We start from the raw sequence: 22,881 nt of genomic DNA, 5'->3' as shown, positions 1-22,881 counted from the left end.
GGATTCCCGGAATTGGATTTCGCCAGACCCCACCTCCTCGCTATTGAGGGACTGCACCCGCCCGAGATTCATGCTTTGCTGGATCTGGCGGAGAGCTACGCGCTGCTCAACCGCTCCGGCAAGACGCAGCGGGATATTCTGCGCGGTCGCACGCTGATCAATCTGTTTTTCGAGGACAGCACCCGCACCCGCACCAGTTTCGAACTCGCCGGCAAGCGGCTGGGGGCGGACGTTATCAACATGTCGGTCTCCACCAGCAGTGTGAACAAGGGGGAGACGCTGCTCGACACGGCCTCCACCCTCAATGCGATGCACTGCGATCTTCTGGTCGTACGGCACAGCCAATCCGGCGCGCCTAATCTGCTGGCGCAGAAAGTGGATGCCGCCGTGATCAATGCCGGGGACGGCACACATGAGCATCCAACACAAGCATTGCTGGATGCATTGACTATCCGCCGCCACAAGGGCCGTCTGGAAGGGCTGACCGTGGCGATCTGCGGCGATGTGCTGCATTCCCGTGTGGCACGCTCTAACATCTATTTGCTGGCCTCTCTGGGCAGCCAGGTTCGTCTGATCGGGCCGCCTACCCTGATCCCGGGCGCCGCTGACCGTTTGGGGGTCGAGGTCTTTCACGATATGGATCGCGGGCTGGATGGCGCGGATGTGGTCATGATGCTCCGGCTTCAGCGGGAGCGCATGAAAAGCGGTCTGGTGCCCAGCGAGCGTGAATATTTCCGCTTCTTCGGCCTCAACGAGGCCCGGCTGGCGAAAGCGAAACCGGATGCCATCATCATGCATCCCGGCCCTATGAATCGCGGTGTGGAAATCGAAAGCCGCGTTGCCGATGATCCGGTGCGCAGCGTCATCAAGGAACAGGTGGAAATGGGCGTCGCCGTGCGTATGGCCGTGCTGGACGCACTGGCACGGCAGAGGAGCCGCCTGCCTTCCTCCCGCCCGGTCTGATGTCCATCTCCTCATGGTCCCTGCCCGGCCTGCCGCCATTGCCGGATGATGGCGCGTGCGATCATCTGGCCGGACGCATGCTGCCTGCGCTTCAAATGCACGCCCATGACGGAACGATACTTGATCTGGCGGGGCTGCGCGGCCTGACGGTTCTGTTCGTGCATACGCTGATAGGCCGCCCAGACCGCCCCAACCCGCCGGACTGGGATCAGATTCCCGGTGCTCATGGCTCCACGCCACAAGCGCTGGGCTACCGTAGCCTGTACGAAACGTTTCAGCGGGAAGGGATCGCTATTTTCGGCCTCAGCGCACAGGATAGCGATGCCCAGCTTGAGGCCGCTACCCGGCTTGATCTGCCATTCCGACTGCTCAGTGATACAGATGGGGCCTTTGGCAATGCGCTGGGACTGCCCCGCTTTACCTCCGCCGGAAAATCCCTGACGCAGCGTGCCACCCTGATCCTGCGCGATACGCTTATTCTCACCGTGCTATATCCCGTGCCTGATCCGGCAGAAGATGCCGGCACAGCGCTTTCCTGGCTGCGGAGCCACCGATTATGACCAATCGCCCCCCCTCCGATCTTCTTTTGACCCATGTGCGGCTGCTGGACCCGCAAAGCGGCCTCGATCAGCCCGGCTCCCTGCTGGTGCGGGATGGCCGGATTGCTGATTTCGGACCATCCCTGGGCCGCCCGGATGGGGTCGAGGAAATCGACGGTGATGGCTGTGTGCTGTGTCCCGGACTGGTGGATATTCGCGTCGGGCTCGGCGAGCCCGGTTATGAATATCGGGAGACCATCACCAGCACTGCCCAAGCCGCAGCGGCGGGTGGTATCACCACCATCATCACCCTCCCGGATACCAGACCCTCGATCGACGATCCGGCGCTGGTTCACCTCCTGCGCAGCCGTGGTGAAGAAACCGGCAGCCTGAACATTCTGCCCTACGGCGCGGTCACCCGCGGCTGCCGGGGGGAAGAGCTGGCCGAGCTGGGCTTGCTGCACGAGGCCGGAGCCGTGGCCTTTACCGACGGCACCTCCGCCATTGCCTCCGCGCGGATGATGCGGCTGGCCCTGTCCTACGCACGCGGCTTCGGCGCAAAAATCGTGCAGCACCCGGAAGACCCCAGCCTCGCCGCAGGCGGAGCCGCAACCGAGGGGGAACTGGCCACCCGGCTCGGCCTGCCCGGCATCTCTCCGGCAGCCGAAGCGATCATGATCGCCCGTGACATCAGACTGGCGGCACTCACGGGGGGCAGTGTCCATTTCGGACATGTCTCAACCGCAGAGGCGGTATCCCTGATCCGCCGGGCCAAGGATGAGGGCATCAATGTCACCTGCGACACCGCGCCCCCCTATTTCGATCTCAACGAGACGGCCATCGGCGAGTGGCGCAGCTATGCCAAGCTGTCACCACCGCTGCGTGCCGAGCAGGACCGGCTGGCCATTGCCGCAGGGCTGAAGGACGGCACCATCGACGCGATCGCCTCCGATCACCAACCCCGTGATGCGGATGACAAGCGGGTACCCTTCGCACAGGCCTCCCCCGGCGGAGTCGGGCTGGTGACGTTGCTCGGCATCACGCTGGCGCAGGTGCACGGTAACGGATTGCCGCTGTCGCAGGCCATTGCCATGCTGACCAGCCGGCCGGCCGGCCTGTTCGGGCTGGAAGCAGGAACGCTGCGGCAGGGCGCTCCGGCCGATCTGTGCCTGTTCCACCCGGAGAGGGCATGGCAGGTTGAAGCAGGAAAAATGCCCGGCAAAGCACAAAATACCCCCTTCGACGGCAGACCGCTGGAAGGCCGCGTCATCGGCACCTGGAAAGCAGGCAGGCGGGTATTCGGATGAACGATACAATGACCAGCTATTGTCTTGCCCTGCTGGGTGGTTATCTGCTCGGCAGCATCCCGTTCGGCCTGATCCTGACCAGGCTGAGCGGGGTGGGAGACATCCGCAAAATCGGGTCCGGTAATATCGGAGCCACCAATGTTCTGCGTACCGGCCGCAAGGGGCTGGCCGCCACGACCCTGCTGCTGGATGGCGGCAAAGGCGCTGTTGCGGCGCTGTTGGCTGTGCATCTGGGCGGCTGGGCGCTGGCCCTGCCGGCCGGGATCGCGGCCGTGATCGGGCATCTCTTTCCCGTATGGCTCGGGTTTCGCGGTGGGAAAGGGGTGGCAACCGGGCTTGGCGTGCTACTGGCAACTGCGTGGCCGGTTGGTCTCGTCTGCTGTGCTTTATGGTTTGCGGTGGCGCGGACAATCAAAATATCCTCTGCCGCCGCGCTCTGTGCCTTTGCCTTCGCGCCACTGCTGGCATTGGCCGTCGGCGGGATGGGACTGGGACCGCCACCTCTTGCCCAATCCCACTGGCAGGCAGCCTCTGCTTTCATGCTGATCGCCGTTCTGGTCTTCCTCCGGCATGCCGACAATATCGCACGACTGCGCGCCGGGACCGAATCCAGAATCGGCACCAGATCCTGAACCCTCCGCCATGACGCCCCACGATGCCATCGACCGTCTGCGCCTTGCCCGTACCGAGGGGGTCGGCCCGACCGCCTATGGTAGGCTGATCACCCGTTTCCGCTCTGCCGGGGCGGCTTTGCGTGCCCTGCCCGGCCTGCCTCGTGCGACCTCTCTGATCATCCCGTCGGAAGAGGCCATCCGGACGGAAATGGAGGCTCTGGACCGCTTCGGTGGCCGGATGATCTTCCTCGGCGCCCCTGATTATCCTGCTGCGCTGGCCGCCACGGCGGATCCTCCACCCGTCTTGTCGGTGCTGGGGGATATTGGCCTGCTATCGCGGCGGTGCATTGCTATGGTGGGTGGACGCAATGCCTCCATCAATGGCCGAACCATTGCGGGTGATCTGTCACGTACATTGGCTTCCGCCGGGCTGGTGGTTGTCTCCGGGCTGGCGCGAGGCATTGATACGGCCGCCCATATCGGAGCAATGGAGACCGGTTTGACCATCGCAGTCGTAGCCGGCGGACTCGATTGCCCCTATCCACGTGAAAACATCCGTCTGCAATCGGTCATCGCCAAACGAGGAGCCGTCATCAGTGAACTGCCGCTCGGCACAGCTCCGATTGCCCGGCATTTTCCACGCCGCAACCGGATTATCGCCGGGCTGTCGGAAGGCGTCATTCTGGTGGAGGCCGCCCTTCAATCCGGCAGTCTGATTACAGCACGCTGCGCACTGGAGGCCGGACGGGAAATTTTTGCCGTTCCCGGCTCCCCGCTCGATCCTCGCTGCCGGGGATCGAATGACCTGCTGCGTCAGGGCGCCTGGGTGACGGAAACCGCCGAAGATGTTCTGAACAACCTGCCCGTCACCTCAAGAACCACCAGTACAGCAACACAGACACCGGATTTGTTTCTTTCTTCCTCTGCGCCCGCTCCGTCTGCGAAACAAAAACCGGGTGGTGCGTTTACCGTGTCAGAAACGAATGGGTTGAAAGAAAAAATCCTCTTGCTGCTTGGTCCTGAACCTGTCGCAGTTGACGATCTGATACGCCGCTGCCAGTTGTCTCCATCCGAGGTCGTGGCAGCGTTGCTGGAAATGGAACTTTCTGCTCACGTCGTATCGCTCCCGGGGAACCGCGTCGCCCGCTTGGCCGGTGCCTCATGACGTTGCCATAATTGGAATACTCATGACGGACGTTGTTGTCGTCGAATCGCCTGCCAAGGCCAAAACGATCAATAAGTATCTGGGCGGGAACTATACTGTTCTGGCCAGTTTCGGTCACGTACGCGATCTCCCCCCAAAAGATGGCAGCGTCCGCCCGGATCAGGACTTCGCCATGGACTGGGAGGCCGACGAACGCGGCCGCAAACAGGTCGCGGCCATCGCCAAGGCCCTGAAAGGAGCGGAGACGCTCTATCTGGCCACCGACCCGGATCGTGAGGGAGAAGCGATTTCCTGGCATGTTCGCGCCATGCTGGAGGAAGCCCGAGCCCTGAAAGGCGTCGAGGTCCGCCGCATTACCTTCAACGAGATCACCCGCAACGCGATCCGCCATGCCATCGAACATCCGCGTGATCTGGATCAGCCACTGATCGAGGCCTATCTGGCGCGGCGGGCACTTGATTATCTGGTGGGCTTCACCCTGTCGCCGGTGCTATGGCGGAAACTGCCGGGCAGCCGCAGCGCCGGGCGCGTGCAATCGGTGGCGCTGCGCCTGATCTGCGAGCGGGAAGCCGAGATCGAGGTTTTCCGACCACGCGAATACTGGACCGTCGAGACCCATTTCTTCACGCCTGCCGGCGCGCCTTTCACGGCACGGCTGACCCATCTGGACGGCAAAAAGCTCGACCAGTTCGATCTGAATACCGAAGCGCTGGCCATGCGCGCCCGCGCCCTGGTGGAACAGGGCCAGTTCCATGTCGGTACGATCGAGCGCAAGAAGGTCAAGCGGAATCCTCCACCGCCCTTCACGACCTCCACCCTCCAACAGGAAAGCAGCCGCAAGCTGGGCTTCGGCGCACAGGCCACAATGCGGCTGGCGCAGCAGCTTTACGAGGGCGTGGAGATGGGTGGCGAGACGGTCGGCCTGATCACCTACATGCGAACCGACGGCGTGCAGATGGCGCGGGAGGCGATGTTCTCGATCCGTGACCATGTGAAGGATTCTTACGGTCTCGACTACCTGCCCGCCGCGCCGCGTGAGTATTCCAGCAAGGCGAAAAACGCTCAGGAAGCACATGAAGCCATCCGCCCCACCGATGTCGAGCGCACACCGGACAGCGTCGCCCGCTATCTGAACCCCGAACAGCGCCGGCTCTACGAACTGGTGTGGAAGCGGGCCGTCGCCAGCCAGATGCAATCGGCAGAACTCGATCAGGTGACGGTCGATATCTTCCCCCAGACCGGTGATGCGAAATCAGTGCAATTGCGCGCCACCGGCTCCATCATCGCCTTTGATGGCTTCCTGAAACTGTATCGGGAAGGTCAGGACGATACCGAGGAAGAAGAAGGCCGCATGCTGCCCCCGATGGCAGAGCGTGATCCGCTGCGTCAGGACCGGGTCGATGCCAGCCAGCATTTCACCCAGCCACCGCCGCGCTACAGCGAGGCCTCACTGGTCAAACGCATGGAGGAACTGGGGATTGGCCGCCCCTCCACCTATGCCTCGATCCTGTCGGTGTTGCAGGACCGGAATTACGTCCGGCTCGACAAGCGGCGTTTCCATCCAGAGGATCGCGGGCGGCTGGTAACGGCGTTCCTGACCAGCTTCTTCGAACGCTATGTGGACACCAACTTCACTGCCTCGCTGGAAACGCAGCTCGACGAGATTTCCGATGGCCGCGCCGACTGGCGTCAGGTCATGCAGGCGTTCTGGCAGGATTTTTATCAGGCCGTCGAACAGACCAAAGACCTCAAGATCAGCGATGTGATCGACGCGCTGGATCGTGATCTCGGGCCGCATTTCTTCCCGACTCGGGAGGACGGCACTGATCCCCGCATCTGCCCGGCCTGCGGTGACGGACGGCTGGGTTTGCGGCTGGGGCGGCATGGCAGCTTTATCGGCTGCTCCAACTATCCCGGCTGTTCCTATACCCGGCGTCTGGGCATCGATGGGGCGGAAGGCGAGGCCGAGACCCTCAAGGAAGGCATGCGGGTGCTTGGTCAACACCCGGAAACCGGCGAGGACATCACTGTCAAGCGCGGCCCCTACGGCCTGTATGTGCAACAGGGCGAGGCCGAAGAAGGCTCTAAAAAGAAACCGCGCCGAGCCTCCCTGCCGCGGGGAGTGGATGGAGAGACCATCCTGCTGGATCAGGCGCTGGGCCTGCTCTCCCTGCCCCGTCTGGTTGGCATCCACCCGGAAACCGGTGAACCTATCGAAGCCAATCTCGGCCGGTTCGGCCCCTATGTGAAAATGGGCGGGATCTACGGCAATCTGGACAAGGATGATGACGTGCTGACGGTGGGGCTGAACCGCGCCGTCGATGTGCTGGCCAAAAAGATGGCCAGTATCCGCACGCTCGGCACCCATCCGAAAGACAAGGAACCGGTGGTGGTGCGCAAGGGCCGTTTCGGCCCCTATGTCCAGCATGGGCAGGTGGTCGCCAATGTACCGCGTGAAATCGAGATGGACGATGTCACGCTGGACGACGCGGTGGCGTGGCTTGTTGAAAAAGGCAAGCCGCTGAAGGCGAAAGGCGGTCGCAAGGTCGCAGCCAAATCGTCCGGCAAAAAAGCCGCTTCTGCTGATGGCAATGAGGCCCAGCCATTGAAAAAAGCCACGGCGAAAAAAGCGACCAGAGCAGCAGGTGCAGGCAAGGCAGCGGCCCAAAAATCAGGGACGCGCAGCGCTACGGCTAAAACGGCGAAAGCGGAGCGCTAGGTGGCGCGTCGTCTGAAACCGGCCAACGGATCAGCCGCCAAAGGACCATCTGGGGGAAAGGCGGGCAGGAAATCTTCCCGCTCATCCTCGCAGGTGGTCCGACCGGTTCCTGGCCATGAACCCGGCACGATGCCGAGCCGGGAGGCCATTCGCCGCTTCGTGGCGGAAGCCTCCGGTCGGATCGGAAAGCGGGAGATTGCCAAGGCTTTCGGTCTGGGAGCCGCCGATAAACTGCAACTGCGTGATCTGCTGAAAGACATGGCATCGGAGGGTAATCTCGCGCCGGCCGGGCATAAGCGATTCATGCCTGCCGGGGGGAGCATGCTCCCTCATGCCAAAGGGAGCTCCCATCTACCGGAAGTCGCCGTGATCCTCATCACCGGCACGGATCGGGATGGCGACGCGGTCGGCCGCCCGGCCGAGTGGCCTCGGGAAGCCGGGCCTCCCCCCTCCGTCCTCATGCACCCGGAGCCTCGGGGCCGTCCGGCGCTCGCACCGGGGGAAAAAGTGCTGGCCCGGCTGCGCCCGATCGGCCATGGCCGCTATGAAGGCCGCACCATCAAACGGCTGGGCGGCGATACGCCGCGCCCCATACTGGGGGTTTACCGGTTGTCGGAACCCGTCACCCTGGCCCCACGCTCGACCCGAACCTCTCACGCCGCAAGACAGATGCTGGCGCGACAGAATGCCTCCACAGCACAGCTGGAAGGCAGGGTGGTGCCAACGGATCGCCGCTCCAAGGCCGAATGGCTTGTTCCGGCCGGAGAAGAAGGGGGGGCGGAGCCGGGCGACATTGTGCGCGCCATGCCTCTGCCCCATACAGGGTATGGACTGAAACCGGCCCGGATCATTGAAAAGCTGGGCAAGATCGGGGATGCCCGCTCGGTCAGCCTGATCTGCATCGAAACACACGATATTCCCCAGATTTTCCCCGACGAGGCTCTGTCCGAAGCCCAGAAAGCCCGCGCCGTTCCATTGGAAAAGCGGGAGGATTTGCGGGACATTCCTCTCATCACCATTGATGGCGAGGATGCACGGGACTTCGACGATGCCGTGTTTGCCGAACGGGCAGAGAATGACGGATTCCGTCTGATCGTGGCCATCGCCGATGTGGCGCATTACGTACGCCCCGGCTCGGCACTGGACCGGGAAGCGTTCAAACGCGGCAATTCCTGCTACTTCCCGGATCGCGTCGTGCCGATGCTGCCGGAAGCGCTCTCCAATGGCTGGTGCAGCCTGCGCCCTGACGAGGATCGCGGCTGCCTGTTCGTGGAGATGATGATCGATGCCGGCGGTGGCAAGATCCGCCACCGCTTCGGACGCGGGCTGATGCGCAGTGCCGCTCGCCGCACCTATGAAGAGGTGCAGCAGGCTCATGAGGCAGGCGATGAGACACTCGATGCGCTCTACGGCGCCTACCACGCCCTGATCAAGGCCCGCACTGCGCGCGGCACGCTCGACCTTGATCTGCCGGAGCGTAAGGTGATCCTCAACGAGGCCGGATCAGTAGACGCTATCATTCCGCGCCCCCGCCTCGACAGCCACCGGCTGATCGAGGAATTCATGGTGCTGGCCAATGTTGCCGCAGCGGAGGAACTGGAACGGCTGCATCGTCCCTGCATGTATCGTGTCCATGCACCGCCGAGCGACGAAAAGACCGAGGCCCTGCGCGGTTTTCTGGACAGTTTCGGCATTTCCCTGCCCCCTGCCGGGCAAATTCATCCTCGCGATCTGGACCATATCCTGAAGCAGGTGGCCGGGACGGAACATGCCGCGCTGATTAACGAGACCATGCTGCGCAGTCAGTCTCAGGCGGAATATAATCCTGATAATATCGGCCATTTCGGGCTGGCGCTCAGTCGCTATGCCCATTTCACCAGCCCGATCCGCCGCTATGCCGATCTTCTGGTGCACCGTGCCCTGATCGCCGGGTTAAAGCTCGGTGTTGGCAGTCTGGAAGACGATGAAGCCAGCCGCTTCGTCGACATCGCCGAGCATATTACCGCCACCGAACGCCGTGCAGCCATGGCGGAGCGCGATGCCATCGACCGTTACCTGGCCGCCTTCATGGCCGACAGGGTGGGCGCCCGCTTTGCCGCTCGCATTTCAGGGGTCACACGCTTCGGCCTGTTCATCACGGTCGAGGAAAATGGTGCCAGCGGGATTGTCCCGATTTCCTCCCTGCCCGACGATTTCTGGATTCATGACGAGCGTGAGCAGGCCCTGATCGGCCGTAACAGCCGTGCCGTATGGCGTCTGGCGCAGAGCGTCACGGTGCGCCTTGCGGAAGCCACGCCGATTACCGGGGGGCTGGTGTTCAACCTGCTGTCGGGTGCTTCATCTTCTGCGTCCTCCCGCCCAAACAGCACAGACCGGACAGATACTCAGGACCGGTTCAGCAGCCGCAAGCGTGGCAGTCCGGGACGATCCAGACGGTGAAAAAAGCGCGCAGCATCAGAACAGATCTGCGACGCAGGCTGGCCCTGAGGCTGGCACTGGCCATGCTGTTGATGTGGCCTGCCATGGCACAGGCGCAGATGGACGCTGCCACGCCCCAGGCTACCGCCACGGATCAGGAAACCGCGTTCGCCCAGACACTGGCCGCCGATGTTTTCAGCAGTGCCTTCACTTTCATGGCCCCCCGCACTCTGGAGGCAGTGCCGGCCCCCACCCTTGCTTTATGGGGGCTGCGTGGCCTGACCGCGATTGATCCATCCCTGTCCGCGTCGGTGGATGAACACAGCGTGATTCTGACACAGAGCAGCAAAATCGTGACAGGGATCGAACGCCCTCCCTTCACCGACTATGCGGCCTGGGGAAAGCTGGTCACCCGTATGGCGGCCTCTGCATGGACCGTTTCGCCCCCGGTGCGTCATGCCCAGACCCAGGGGATCATTAACAGCGTGTTCGATGAGGTGTTCAATCACCTCGACCCTTACTCCCGCTATGAGCCACCCCGCGATGACGATACATCCGTGACAGCTCAGGCTGGAATCGGCGTGACACTGGCGCGACGGGGGCATGGCTTCATCATCCGTACCGTGGCCACCGGAACCGCCGCCGAGGCGATCGGACTTCAGCCCGGGCAGAGCATCATCGCGCTGAATGGACATCCTCTGGAGGCTGAAACCGTCTCCGCCGCCGAAGCACAATTGCAAGGGCCGGAAGGATCAACGGTCCGGCTGACCGTATCAGGCGGCCCGAGCCACCAACTGGCCCGCGACATCCAGTTGCGGCGGGCGGAGCCGCAGCAGAATACGGTGACGGCCAGCCAGTCCGGCAACCTGCTTGTGCTGCACATCACCAGTTTCAGCCATTCCACCGGGCAAGACATCGCCAACGCGTTGAGCCAGTTTCTGCGTCAGCGGAAAAGCAGGCGTACCCTACGGGGCATCGTCCTGGATCTGCGCGGCAATCGCGGTGGTCTGGTCAAGGAGGCTGCCGCTGCCGCCAGTGCCTTTCTGGGCGATGATTCGCTGATCGCCACAATGAGCGGTCGCGATCCTCAGGCCAACCGAATCTGGCAGGCAACCGGGGATGATCTGACCGGTACCCTCCCCGTCATCATCATCGTGGATGGACGCTCGGCCAGCGCCTCGGAAATTCTGGCGGCTGCTCTCGCCGATGACCGCAGGGGCGTCGTCATTGGCAGCACAACCCTCGGCAAGGGACTGGTACAAACGGTCTCCCCCCTGCCGGATGGCGGCACGCTGTTCATTACATGGAGCCGGGTTCTGGCACCACTCGGCTGGCCCATTCAAGGGCTGGGCGTCATGCCGCAGGTCTGTACCAGCACGGGCCATGTCGCGCTGGATGCGCAATTGATGGCCCTTCAAAATGGTCAGTTGCCGATGATGGCGGCCCTGACACGCAACCGCATGGCCCGCGCGCCGATGCCCGCCGCGGAAATGATGGATATCCGCAACAGTTGCCCGGCAGCAGAGGGTGGCGATTCCGATATGGAAGCGGCCCATTTCCTGATGGACCATCCGGCTGCCTATGCCGCCGCGCTGATTCCGGCCACGCTGGGGCTGAATCTGCCCCGATAATCGGCCGTCAAGGCAGCTATTCCTTATGCTCGGGCCTGAATTATCATGGAAATGATGCGAAAAGCTTGACCTGAGGCCCCGGTATGAGCATCTTCCGGCGCTTCGAGAGGTAGCGAGTCATGGCCAAAAGCAACACTGTTCAGATCAAACTGGTTTCCACTGCCGATACCGGCTTCTTCTATGTGACCAAGAAGAATGCCCGCGCCCAGACCGGCAAGCTTGAATTCCGCAAATACGACCCGGTCGTGCGGAAGCATGTGACCTTCAAGGAAGCCAAAATCAAATAATTCCGGTCGCAGTTTTTCTGCGGCTCTCCAGGGCCTGCCGGACTGATATCTGATCAGCCCGCATTGTCCTGTCAGCCTGGCCTGCCTTTACCCCGCGTGCCCATGGTACGCGGGGTTTTGCGCGTTCCTGACCATAGGACGGATTTCTATCAGCCTCTCTGATCGGAAGACGCATTTCATATCTTTGCGACAAGAATTTTATGGAGTATTCAATAATAATATTCCAACAAATCGGAAATATTGCAGTATTATGACAATACAAGTCGAGACTACTGCCACAAATCTGAAACAATCATCCAAACCAAAATCCAGCAATGTTTCAAATACAGCGCTTTTTCTGAAACGTTGGCTGGCCAATCCCTTGCAGATGGGATCGGTTATTCCTTCATCCCCGGCACTTTGCCGCAGGGTGGCCGCGCAGATTCGCCGCAACCATGACCAGATCGTACTGGAACTGGGTGCCGGAACAGGCGTGATTTCCAAGGCCTTGCTGGAAAGCGGTATCCCCCCGGAGCGGCTGTTTGTGGTCGAGATCGTACCGGATATGGCCGTTCATCTCCGCAAGGCCCTGCCAGGTGTTCAGGTGATCGAAGGGGACGCACGGGAACTGCCCGCTCTTCTGCCTGCGCAATGGCACGGTCGGGTTGGCAGCATCGTATGCGGTATTCCGCTGGTTCTGCTGCCATTACCGGCCCAGAAACGGTTCATAGATGCGATGGAAGCTGTCGCACCGGGCATGGGGTTCCTGCATTACAGCTACTGTGCGACCTCTCCCCTGCCCGCCGGCAAGCACGGGCTGACGGGAAAGCGGGAAGCATGGACACCTTTGAACTTCCCCCCGGCCAGCGTCTGGCGCTACCAGCCGCAAAAAAGCTGATCTAATCCCAACCCTGCTCATCGGCCCGCCATCGGCTGATAGTCGGGCAGAGACGGAAGCAACGGGCGAATCAGGTTACAGGCGATGTTGTCTGGCTAGAGCCGAACAACACGTCACGTTCGGCATCGGTGATCGGCGTGGTCTGGCGGCGATCCTGAAGAACGGACATCCCCCGTTGCACGGCATCACGGGATGCAATGCGGTCGTGCCATCGCCTCACCGCAGGATAATCATCCAGAACAGGTAGTTTCGCGGTTATGGCCGTGATCCACGGAAAGGTCGCGATATCAGCGATGGAATACTCTGTCCCGGCCAGATAATCAGCCTCCTTCAAGCGTGCCTCCAGAACACGATGCAGCCGCAAAACCTCATTCTGATAGCGTTCCACGGCATAGGGGATGGTCTCAGGCGCGTAAGCTGAAAAATGGTTCCACTGCCCGAACATCGGTCCGACACCGCCCATCTGAAACATCAGCCACTGGATCGCCTTCAGCCGCCCAACCGGATCAGCAGGCAGAAGACGCCCGGTTTTCTCCGCCAGATAAATCAGTATCGCACCGGATTCCCATAAGGTCAGTACCTGTCCATGCGGGCCGTCAGGATCGATGATCGCCGGAATTCGATGGTTCGGCGTGATGCCCAGAAATTCAGGAGAAAACTGGTCGCCCTTCCGTATATCGACCGGAATAATGCGATAAGGCAGACCCATCTCCTCAAGAGCAATATGAATTTTTTGACCGTTTGGCGTAGGCCATGTCCATAATTCGATCATACTTGGCAGCCTTCCACTGTCTGTAGCACATTGCCTGTCTGACATGGTTCATCCTCTTCAAGATGGTAACGCATCCGCGTCCAGCAGCGGACAGCAAGTGCCATCAACGATAAGGTGCCACACTGATCACGATGCAACACTTTGACCCGACAGATTCGAAAGAAGGCTTCGATGGCCCAGATCATTCCTGTCAGTACTTTTGATGGTGTCGTATTCGGCGCCACAGGCGATCTCACCCTTCGCAAACTGATGCCGGCCTTGTATCGGCGGCTGCGTGACGGGCAGATTCCGCCCGATAGCCGCCTGATTGGAGCGGCACGCTCCGATCTCAGCAGCGAAGACTATGCCAATACGGTGCTGGAGCATCTGCGCAAACACATCAAGGGGGATGAGTGGCAGGAGGAAACGGTCAGCCAGTTTCGTTCGATGCTGCATTACCGGCATGTGGATGGCAAAAGCGGTGAGGGGTTCGATGCTTTGGCGACATTGCTGGATGAACAACCCGCTCGTATCCGAGTCTATTACATGGCCACTGCCCCTGCCCTGTATGGTGACACATGCGAAAACCTTGAGAAAGCCGGACTGGTCACCGAACAGTCACGCGTTGTTCTGGAAAAGCCGATCGGGCAGGATCTCGACTCATCCCGGGCGATCAACGACGCCGTTGGCAAGATCTTTGCCGAGCGGCAGATTTATCGCATCGACCATTTCCTTGGTAAGGAAACAGTTCAGAACCTGATCGCGCTCCGCTTTGCCAATTCGATTTTCGAGCGGTTGTGGAACGCCGATAATATTGATCACGTTCAGATTACCGTCTCGGAAACGGTCGGGGTGGAAGAGCGCGCCGGATATTATGACGGCTCCGGCGCCATGCGGGACATGATCCAGAATCACCTGCTGCAGCTTCTCTGCGTGCTGGCGATGGAACCGCCGGTTTCTCTGGAAGCAGACGGGCTGCGTGATGAAAAGCTGAAGGTTCTGCGTGCCCTGAAACCGCTGGCCGAGCATGAGGTCGCGCTGTCCACCGTGCGCGGCCAGTACGGGAAAGGGGCGATTCAGGGTCGTGCAGTCAACAGCTATGTCGATGAGGTCGGACATCCAACAACGACCGAAACTTTTGTAGCCCTGAAAGCGGAAGTCAGATCATGGCGCTGGGCAGGTGTGCCGTTTTACATGCGCACCGGCAAACGCCTGCCGCAGAAAGTCAGCGAAGTTGTCATCCAGTTCAAACATGTCCCGTACTCGATTTTCCCTTCGGACAGCACGGAGTTACAGGCGAACCGGCTGGTCATCCGTCTGCAACCGGATGAAGGCATGCGGCTGGTGACGATGCAGAAAGATCCCGGTCCGGGTGGGCTGAGACTGCGACCGGCACGGCTGAACATCAGTTTTGAGGAAGCATTCGGCATGCGCTACCCGGATGCGTATGAGCGCCTTCTGATGGATACGGTGCGCGGCAACCCCTCCCTGTTCATGCGTCGGGATGAAGTAGAAGCCGCCTGGATATGGAGCGACCCAATTCTGGAAGCCTGGCGCAACAGCACGGAAGGCCCACGCATGTATCCGGCCGGAAGCTGGGGGCCGACTGCCTCCATTGCCCTGATAGAACGCGATGGGCGCACGTGGCATGAGGATTGGCAGGATCCCTGATTAAAAAACAGGGTTGTCTGCCTCTTTCCTGCTGGCGCAACCCTGCGTTTATCTCGCCGTTAGCAAAGGATGGCACTCTCCGCACGCAAGAAAAAATGGTTGATCAGCACAGCTTTTGTGTGCGGAGGTGCAGCTGCGCTGATCCTGTTGTGGGACTGGAACTGGTTCAGGCCGTTTGTGGCATCGCAACTCAGTCAGGCGCTGGGCCGGAACGTGAACCTGACGCATTTCAATCTCCATCCCGGGCGGATCACCAGCGTTGAATTGGAGGGAGTACGTGTCGCCCAGCCTGATGGATTCCCTGTTCCTTCATCTTCCGATGGGAAACAGTCAGGCCAGCAGAGCACCGAAAACGAGTTCGCTCGGATAGAACACCTGGAAATCGAGGTTGATGTCTTGCGTTATTTGCAGGAACGCCTCATTGCCATTCCTCGCATTGCCCTGACGAAACCAGCGTTTTACCTGATCAGGACGGAAGACAATCGCAATAACTGGACATTTCCGTCCGGCAAAAACGAAGACAAGGCAGAATCTGCCGCCCATAAGCGTGCCAGCCCTGAAATCGGAACCCTCCATATAGAAGGTGGCTCCATCCTGTTTCAGGATGCACCGTTAAAGGCCGATGTTTCAATCACTCTGGCAACAGGCCCGGACAGCACCGGCAAAAATGCTCTGATCGCAGAGGCCAAAGGCAGCTATGCCGGGCAGCCGATGACTGGCGGGCTGGTTGCCGGAGACGTGCTGACCTTGCGGCAGGACCATACGGTCTATCCTTTGTCACTCCATCTGGAGAACGGTCCCACCAAAGGCTCCCTGCGAGGCACTATTGCCGATCCACTGCATTTCGCCGGTGCCGATCTGACATTGACGCTGAAGGGGGCCGACATGGCGGCCCTGTATCCACTGACCGGAATTCCTATTCCCCAGACTCCGCCTTACGATATTGAAGGCCATATGACCTATGCAGAGCAGCGCATCAGGTTCGAGAACTTCACCGGCCATGTAGGATCAAGCGACCTCAACGGTTCGATTATCGTCGAGCCATCCGGCGCCAGGCCGGTGGTAACGGCCGATCTTCATAGCCGCAAGGTCGATCTCGATGATCTGGGCGGCTTCATCGGCTCCACACCCGGAAAAACCACGACACCCGGGCAAACGCTGGAGCAGAAACGAGAAATCGCCAAGGCAGAGGCCAGTCCTCAGCTTTTTCCTACACGCCCCATCAACATTCCTAAACTCAAAGCCGCCGATATCCATCTCCGCTATAAAAGCCAGTCCATTCTTGGTCGATCGATGCCGCTGGATAATGTCACCGTCATCATGGATATCGTGGATGGCCGTATTCAGCTTCATCCTCTTTCCTTTGGTATCGGCAATGGGGATGTCACCAGCACGATTAAGCTATCACCGGATGGAAACACGATTGATGCTGATGCTAGCATTTCTTTTCACAAAATTTCCTTGCAACGCCTTCTTAAATCAGTGTCCGGTTTCACAGGCGGTGGCCAGATCGGCGGAGAGGCCAGCATCAAAACCAAAGGTAATTCCATTGCCGCAATGCTGGGACATGGCGATGGCTACCTACGCCTGACCATGGGACATGGCGGTAATATCAGTGCATTGCTGGTCAATCTTTCCGGCCTTCAATTCGGCAATGCCGTGTTGTCCGCACTTGGTATTCCCTCCAAAGCGCAGATACGCTGCATGATTGCGGATTACACCCTTCGGCAAGGGGTGATGGATACACGGTTATTCGCCATCGACACGACAGAGTCCGATATACGGGGCACCGGTAAGATCAACCTCCGTACGGAAACATTGGATTACGCAATACGGACGGAAGCAAACCATTTTACGATCGGGTCACTCCCGACTCCCATCAATATTGGCGGCACCTTTAAAAATCCTTCCATTATGCCAGGCGCCGAGCTTGGAGTCCGGGCAGGAGCTGCGATTGGTCTTGGCATCCTGTTTCCTCCGCTCGCCCTTTTACCGACCATTCAGACCGGAATCGGCGCGGTGGATGACTGCAAAGGGCTTGTCGCACGCCATACAAAGCGGAAATAATCGCCCTGCTTTCAAAAAGGCGATTTAGATGGAGCACTCCGCTTTCGGGCAAACTGCAGACGGCCGGAAAGCCTTCCTTTTCCGGGCCGGTAATGAGCATCTGCAGGTTGCCTTTACCGATGATGGTGCTCGGATGGTCTCCATCATGAGCAGAGACCGTCATGGCGCGTGGGATCATGTCCTGCTTGGTCATGACAGTGCTGAAGCCTATGCGGCGGAAGGCGGCTCGCTGGGTGTCGTGCTGGGCCGCTATGCCAACCGGATAGCAGGGGGGGATTTACGGATTGATGGTGCTCACCATCGTCTGGCCACCAACGAAAACGGCAATACACGCCATGGCGGCCCGGATGGTTTCGGTAAAAGGCTCTGGGAGGTTGTCCGGCATGATGCGGAAAGTATTACCTTCGGTCTGAACAGCCCTGATGGCGATCAGGGCTTCCCGGGGGAAGTCTATGCAGAAGCAGAATACAGGCTGGGGGGTGATACACTCTGGCTGACATTGACCGCCCAGACAGACAAACCGACTGCGATCAATCTCAGCGTACATCCGTATTTCAATCTGGGGGCTTCGGACACAATCCACGATCATGTAATCCAGATTGCTGCCACACAGTATCTGGCGACTGATTATTGTCAGATTCCATTTTCTCCGCTGCGTTTCGTGGCAGATACCCCATTTGATTGCCAGCAGCCTACCGTGTTGGGTGCAATCCTGTTATCAAATCATCCGCAATTGAAAATCGCAGGCGGCCTTGATCACTGTTTCTGCCTTGATGGTCGGGTGACGGAGCATCCGCGGAACGTGGCAGGGTTGTATCATCCCGGGAATGGTCGCCTTTTGCGCATCATGACAACCCAGGCAGGTTTGCAGGTCTATACTGGCAATAATCTGACTGGCCAGTTTAAAGGGTTGAATGGTCTGCTTCATCAGCGCTATGCGGGGATTGCACTGGAAGCACAGAACTACCCGGACGCGCCGCATCACAGCAGTTTTCCCTACTCGATCGTCAAGCCAGGTGAACTATACCGGCACCAGATCGGGTTTCAGTTTACCGCTGGCTGAACCGCTTTATTGGGCAATGCGTGCATCCTTCACCTGATCTGCCGTGACAGTTCCACGCACGCCACTGAAATGGCCAAGCACATAGTTCGAGAGCACGGCAAGTTCCGCATCGGTATGTGACAGGCCAAAGGAAGGCATGAACGCATGCACGGTAGAAATGCCGTTTTTCTCTATATCAAGCACTGAACCATCAAGCAGAATGCGAACGAGATTGGTACCCTCTGGATCGGAGACGGTGGCTGCTCCGGCAATGGCGGCATAATTCGTCTGCCGCCCTGCTCCGCTGAGTGTGTGGCAACTTTTGCATGCGCCGGCAAAGAGACGGCCACCCTCGCTGTTTGCAGAAGTAGCGGGATCTGGCATTTTCGCTTGCTCTGGCGCAGATGCAACACCAACACCATCGGCAATGGGCGGTACGGCTTTCAAATAAACCGCCATGGCGTGAATATCATCATGGGTCAGACGGCTCAGGCTGTAACTGACCGCTTCTGCCATCGGTCCAGAGGCGCTGCCCCGACCATCGCTATGACCTGTGGCCAGATAGGCTTCAAGCTCACTCTCGGACCAGTCACCAATTCCCTGCTTAGGATCACTGGTAATATTGTAGGCTTTCCAGCCCTGCATCGTTTCACCTGACAGGGCACGGCTGTTTTTCATGCCATAGGTCCATCCACGCGGCGTGTGGCATTCCCCGCAATGGCCGAGTGCCTCCACCAGATAGGCACCCCGATTCCATTCCTCAGACTTGGAAGAATCAGGTTCAAACCGCCGGTTCGGATTGTTCAGCATGTTCCATCCCACCATCAGCCAGCGCTGACTGAAAGGAAAACTCATGTTGTTTGGAGGAGAGACAGCATGAACAGGCTTGAGACTGAACAGATACGCCTTGATCGCCAGCACATCATCCCGTGATAGTTTCGTATACGACGTATAAGGAAAAGCCGGATATAAATGTCGACCGCCACGCCCTACTCCATCCCACATGGCCGAGACAAATTCGTCATCCGTATAGTCGCCGATTCCTGTGTCCTTATCCGGTGTGATATTCGGCGTATATAAAACGCCCATCGGCAGCTTGAACTCCCGACCGCCGGCGAAAGGAATACCACCTTTTGCGGTATGGCATGATTCACAATCCGCTGCCGTAGTCAGATATTTTCCTTTTTCAACCAGTGCATCATGGGCACTATCCGCAGCATGGGCGATACCATTGCCCAGCACACAGGTCGCTATTGCAAAAGTTGCCAATCCTGTCGTGATGGCATGCCCAAGCCCCGACAGTGTACCAGAGGAAAATGTGAAACAGGAATCCTGATGAGCAATTTCTGTAAGATCAGACATCGAAATGCATCCCTTCCTGTCACGCTCACGCATCCGCCAGCTGTCCCAGACCAAGCGGTAAACGCCGGATACGCTTTCCAGTCGCCGCAAAAACAGCATTTGCAATGGCAGGGAATGCTGCCGCAGTGCCCGTTTCTCCCAAACCGCCGGGATCTTCGGTACTATCGATCAGCACGATGTCGATCGGAGGAACCTCATTCATCCGCAGCATGCGGTAATCGTTGAAATTTGATTGCTGAACACGGCCTTTTTCAAGCGTGATCTCGCCATACAGTGCAGCCGTCAGGCCGAAGACCAGCCCACCCTCGATTTGCGCACGAACAGAATCCGGATTGATTGCTCGTCCACAATCCATCGCGGCAACCAGCCTGTGCAGACGGACCGTTCCGTCCGGCTTTACTTCGGCCTCACATACGACTGAGAGATAACTACCGAAGGCGTTTTGTACCATGATGCCACGCCCGTGACGCGGCGGCAGGGACGTTCCCCAGCCTGCCTTTTCAGCGGCTGCGTTCAGCACACCCAACGCTCGGGGGTTTTTATGCAACAATGTACGGCGGAAATTCAGCGGATCCTGTCTGGCGGCAGCGGCAAGCTCATCCACAAAGCTTTCCACCACAAAAACATTATGGGCCGGTCCGACACCCCGCCACCACGCGACAACGACACCGGGTGGCTCGTGACGCACCCATGAATTACGCATGTTTGGAATATCATAGGGTGTTTCAGCACATTCTATCAGATCGGGATCAATGCCTGTTTTCGGCATGGCCACCGGTGCCCAGCGCGCCAACACACTGGCACCCGTGGTTTTGTGCGTCCATGCGATGACTTTGCCATCCGCATCCAACCCACCGGACAAGGTATCGTAATAGTAAGGCCGAAGCCGATCGTGACGAATATCGGTCTCCCGCGTCCAGATCAGCTTTAACGGATAAGAAACCTGACGACCGAAAGCAGCGGCCTGACGGACATATTCAGCTTCCAGTCGCCGCCCGAACCCGCCCCCAATCATATGATTATGGACCTGAACCTTCTCTTTGGGCAGGCCGGTTACCTGCACAACCTCCTCCTGCGCACGCGCCGGCACCTGAGTGCCACACCAGACTTCGGCACTTTCCTTACGCACATGGACTGTGCAGTTGATCGGCTCCATGGGTGCATGAGCCAGAAACGGCAATTGGTACACCGCCTCAATCCTGCTGGCTGCACTGGATAATGCGCCTTCCGGATCACCTACCTTACGCGCTGTCAGGCCATCCGTTCTGGAGGCAGCCTTATGGCCCTCCACGATCTCGGCCTGTGAGACCTGCGCATTTGGTCCCTCGTCCCAGACGATATGGAGTGCTTCCACACCCTGCTTTGCAGCCCAGAAATGGTCACCCACCACAGCCACAGCGTGATCCAGCTTGAGAACATCGCGCACGCCGGGAACAGCCCGCGCCGCATTCTCATCCATTGAAACCAGCTTCCCGCCGAGGACGGGGCATGTCTCGACTGTCGCGACCTTCAAACCGGGTAGCTTAACGTCAATCCCATATACGGCCGTGCCATTGACCTTTGGGGGTGTGTCCAGACGCCTCTGCGAATGACCGATCAATGTCCAGTCTTTCGGATCCTTGAGCGGAACGTCTTTCGGCACCGGCAAGGTCACGGCAACAGCCACAAAATCCTTGTATGGCGCACTGCGATCAGAGGCCTGGTGGCTGATAACACCACGCTTCACAGTGCATTCCCCGGGCGGCACGCCCCATTCACGGGCGGCAGCCTGCACCAGTATGCTGCGTGCCGTAGCGGCGGCCATACGAAATTCCTTGTAGTCGCCGCGGATAGATGTCGAACCGCCGGTCGCCTGCATCTGAAGGAGCGGCGACGCATACAGTTTCTCATCCGGCGGTGCGAACTGGGGGCTGATCTGATCGAGACCCACCTCCAGTTCCTCAGCCAGCAGCATGGACGCTCCGGTCCAGATGCCCTGCCCCATTTCCACATCGCGCATGATCAACGTGATGCCGCCATCCTGTGCCACACGAATAAAGGCATTGGGTGCAAATGAGTGGTCGGCCTGCTCCGTAGCCCCCTCTGCCTTTGCATGGCGGCTGCGAGGCAGCCATGTGCCAATCACCAGAGCGGCCGCTCCGGCCAGAACGCCGCGACGGGAAAGAGTAGTGTGGTTCATGGCTCCCCCCTTATGCCTGCGATGCCTGTTTGATGGCACGCCTGATGCGGGGATAAGTACCGCAACGACAGATATTGCCGCTCATGGCCGCATCGATATCGTCATCTGTTGGGTGGGGATGTGCATTCAACAATGCGGTTGCCGCCATGATCTGCCCGGACTGGCAGTACCCACACTGGACGACCTCGATATCAAGCCAGGCTTTCTGAACTTTCGCCCCTGCCGGTGTATCGCCGACCGCCTCAATAGTCATGATCTTGTGACCGGCGGCTTCTCCCAACGGAAGGGTACAGGAGCGAACCGCTTCCCCATCCATGTGAACAGTGCACGCCCCACATAGGGCGATCCCGCAACCGAATTTTGTACCGGTCAGCCCAGCCACATCCCTTAATGCCCACAACAAAGGCATGTCCTCCGGCAGATCAAACTGGTGATCGGCACCGTTGATATTCAACGTAATCATGAGGAACTCCTCCCCGCAGGCGTAAAGGTCATACACGACAAATGACCTGCCACAAGCCAGACAGGCATGGATCGCAGAGTATCCTTATAGAACGTCCGTTATGATAAGGCGACTGTTTTATAAGGATGCAAATCAATCAGACAAGTCGAAACGACCTGCTCCATGATAAGCATCAAACGCAGAGAATTTGAGGAGGTTCCGAAAGGGGGGAAAGCCCTGTCAGAGGAATTTCAGGAGAACGAAACCACCCACCAATGCCAGCGCGAACAAAGTCGTCACCAGGGTCAGCCTCTTTTCAACAAAATGACTGACGGGGGCACCGAAACGGCGCAGCAGCGCGGCTTCCAGAAAAAAACGCAGCCCACGGGTCACCAGACTCGCGAGCATGAAGATACCGAAATTGAAATGTGCTGCGCCGGAGCCGATCGTGACGATCTTGTAGGGGATCGGCGTCAATCCCTTCAGCAGGATCACCCACAGGCCATACTGCGCATAAGTTTCCTGGAAACGCGTAATGGCATGTTCGTAGTGGTAAAGTTCCAGAATAGGTCTTGCCACGGCATCCAGCAGGGCAAAGCCAATCCAGTATCCTAACGCTCCCCCTGCAACACTGGCCAACGTACAGATCAGGCCGAAACGCCAGGCGCGTTCCGGTCGCGCGACGCACATGGGAATCAGCAACGCATCGGGAGGAATGGGGAAAAAGCTGCTTTCCGCAAATGCAATCAGCCCCAGCCACCATGCTGCGCGCGGGGAAGAGGCCAAGGACAGGATACGATCATATAGACGGCGCAGCATTCGTCAGGGCCATTCCCACGGTTCAGGG

18 protein-coding genes are annotated in these 22,881 nt (G+C 59.2%); 13 read left to right on the top strand and 5 right to left on the bottom strand.

Features of this window, described 5'->3' with window-relative positions:
* The first annotated feature begins 12 nt into the window (after window positions 1–12).
* From GbCGDNIH6_RS04210 to GbCGDNIH6_RS04165, 10 genes are all read left to right on the top strand, one after another.
* Window positions 13–963, top strand: coding sequence for an aspartate carbamoyltransferase catalytic subunit (locus GbCGDNIH6_RS04210; RefSeq protein ID WP_072562953.1), 951 nt, complete (start codon window positions 13–15; stop codon window positions 961–963).
* On the top strand, window positions 963–1,523 hold the full coding sequence (locus GbCGDNIH6_RS04205; RefSeq protein ID WP_072562952.1) for a redoxin domain-containing protein: 561 nt from the start codon (window positions 963–965) through the stop codon (window positions 1,521–1,523). Before GbCGDNIH6_RS04210 ends, GbCGDNIH6_RS04205 begins: the two co-directional genes overlap by 1 nt.
* Window positions 1,520–2,809, top strand: coding sequence for a dihydroorotase (locus GbCGDNIH6_RS04200; protein WP_072562951.1), 1,290 nt, complete (start codon window positions 1,520–1,522; stop codon window positions 2,807–2,809). The genes GbCGDNIH6_RS04205 and GbCGDNIH6_RS04200 overlap by 4 nt, the downstream gene beginning before the upstream one ends.
* A complete protein-coding gene (gene plsY / locus GbCGDNIH6_RS04195; protein WP_072562950.1) occupies window positions 2,806–3,441 on the top strand; it encodes a glycerol-3-phosphate 1-O-acyltransferase PlsY in 636 nt (211 codons plus the stop codon). The genes GbCGDNIH6_RS04200 and plsY overlap by 4 nt, the downstream gene beginning before the upstream one ends.
* A 10-nt stretch (window positions 3,442–3,451) precedes the next feature.
* Entirely contained in the window at window positions 3,452–4,588 is a 1,137-nt protein-coding gene (dprA, locus tag GbCGDNIH6_RS04190) for a DNA-processing protein DprA (protein ID WP_072562949.1), read from the top strand.
* A gap of 22 nt (window positions 4,589–4,610) precedes the next feature.
* A complete protein-coding gene (gene topA / locus GbCGDNIH6_RS04185) occupies window positions 4,611–7,307 on the top strand; it encodes a type I DNA topoisomerase (RefSeq protein WP_072562948.1) in 2,697 nt (898 codons plus the stop codon).
* Window positions 7,308–9,746 carry a ribonuclease R gene (gene rnr / locus GbCGDNIH6_RS04180; protein ID WP_095413380.1) on the top strand — a complete coding sequence of 813 codons (2,439 nt, stop codon included), beginning with the start codon at window positions 7,308–7,310 and terminating at the stop codon, window positions 9,744–9,746.
* On the top strand, window positions 9,743–11,356 hold the full coding sequence (locus GbCGDNIH6_RS04175; RefSeq protein ID WP_072562947.1) for a S41 family peptidase: 1,614 nt from the start codon (window positions 9,743–9,745) through the stop codon (window positions 11,354–11,356). Before rnr ends, GbCGDNIH6_RS04175 begins: the two co-directional genes overlap by 4 nt.
* Window positions 11,357–11,475: 119 nt before the next feature.
* Window positions 11,476–11,643 (top strand): 50S ribosomal protein L33, encoded by a 168-nt coding sequence (rpmG, locus tag GbCGDNIH6_RS04170; protein WP_011631508.1) that lies wholly within the window; start codon window positions 11,476–11,478, stop codon window positions 11,641–11,643.
* A 250-nt stretch (window positions 11,644–11,893) separates the two neighbouring features.
* Window positions 11,894–12,520 carry a class I SAM-dependent methyltransferase gene (locus tag GbCGDNIH6_RS04165; protein ID WP_232449960.1) on the top strand — a complete coding sequence of 209 codons (627 nt, stop codon included), beginning with the start codon at window positions 11,894–11,896 and terminating at the stop codon, window positions 12,518–12,520.
* A gap of 70 nt (window positions 12,521–12,590) precedes the next feature.
* On the opposite strand, the gene GbCGDNIH6_RS04160 is transcribed toward GbCGDNIH6_RS04165, so the two are convergent.
* A complete protein-coding gene (locus tag GbCGDNIH6_RS04160; protein WP_072562946.1) occupies window positions 12,591–13,292 on the bottom strand; it encodes a glutathione S-transferase family protein in 702 nt (233 codons plus the stop codon).
* A gap of 171 nt (window positions 13,293–13,463) precedes the next feature.
* Here GbCGDNIH6_RS04160 and zwf point away from each other — a divergent pair, with 171 nt between their 5' ends.
* The 3 genes from zwf (at window position 13,464) to GbCGDNIH6_RS04145 (ending at window position 18,072) form a co-directional block, all read left to right on the top strand.
* Window positions 13,464–14,942 (top strand): glucose-6-phosphate dehydrogenase, encoded by a 1,479-nt coding sequence (zwf, locus tag GbCGDNIH6_RS04155; protein ID WP_072562945.1) that lies wholly within the window; start codon window positions 13,464–13,466, stop codon window positions 14,940–14,942.
* Window positions 14,943–15,011: 69 nt separating this feature from the next.
* Window positions 15,012–17,009 carry an AsmA family protein gene (locus GbCGDNIH6_RS04150; protein WP_072562944.1) on the top strand — a complete coding sequence of 666 codons (1,998 nt, stop codon included), beginning with the start codon at window positions 15,012–15,014 and terminating at the stop codon, window positions 17,007–17,009.
* Window positions 17,010–17,037: 28 nt separating this feature from the next.
* Complete coding sequence (locus GbCGDNIH6_RS04145; RefSeq protein ID WP_072562943.1) at window positions 17,038–18,072, top strand: aldose epimerase family protein; 1,035 nt, start codon at window positions 17,038–17,040, stop codon at window positions 18,070–18,072.
* A gap of 6 nt (window positions 18,073–18,078) precedes the next feature.
* Here the strand turns inward: GbCGDNIH6_RS04145 and GbCGDNIH6_RS04140 are convergent, their stop codons facing one another.
* From GbCGDNIH6_RS04140 to GbCGDNIH6_RS04125, 4 genes are all read right to left on the bottom strand, one after another.
* Entirely contained in the window at window positions 18,079–19,413 is a 1,335-nt protein-coding gene (locus GbCGDNIH6_RS04140) for a cytochrome c (protein WP_081369959.1), read from the bottom strand.
* Window positions 19,414–19,438: 25 nt separating this feature from the next.
* Window positions 19,439–21,592, bottom strand: coding sequence for a xanthine dehydrogenase family protein molybdopterin-binding subunit (locus GbCGDNIH6_RS04135; protein WP_072562942.1), 2,154 nt, complete (start codon window positions 21,590–21,592; stop codon window positions 19,439–19,441).
* A 10-nt stretch (window positions 21,593–21,602) separates the two neighbouring features.
* On the bottom strand, window positions 21,603–22,055 hold the full coding sequence (locus tag GbCGDNIH6_RS04130) for a (2Fe-2S)-binding protein (protein ID WP_072562941.1): 453 nt from the start codon (window positions 22,053–22,055) through the stop codon (window positions 21,603–21,605).
* Between the two features lie 219 nt (window positions 22,056–22,274).
* Window positions 22,275–22,853: a YqaA family protein gene (locus GbCGDNIH6_RS04125; RefSeq protein ID WP_072562940.1), complete on the bottom strand. Its 579-nt coding sequence runs from the start codon at window positions 22,851–22,853 to the stop codon at window positions 22,275–22,277.
* Window positions 22,854–22,881 lie beyond the last annotated feature (28 nt).

Origin of the sequence: Granulibacter bethesdensis (genome assembly GCF_001889525.1) — a bacterium.
GTDB classification, from domain to species: domain Bacteria; phylum Pseudomonadota; class Alphaproteobacteria; order Acetobacterales; family Acetobacteraceae; genus Granulibacter; species Granulibacter bethesdensis_C.
The sequence above is the reverse complement of the archived record's forward strand: the minus strand, read 5'-3'. Positions and strand labels throughout refer to the sequence as shown.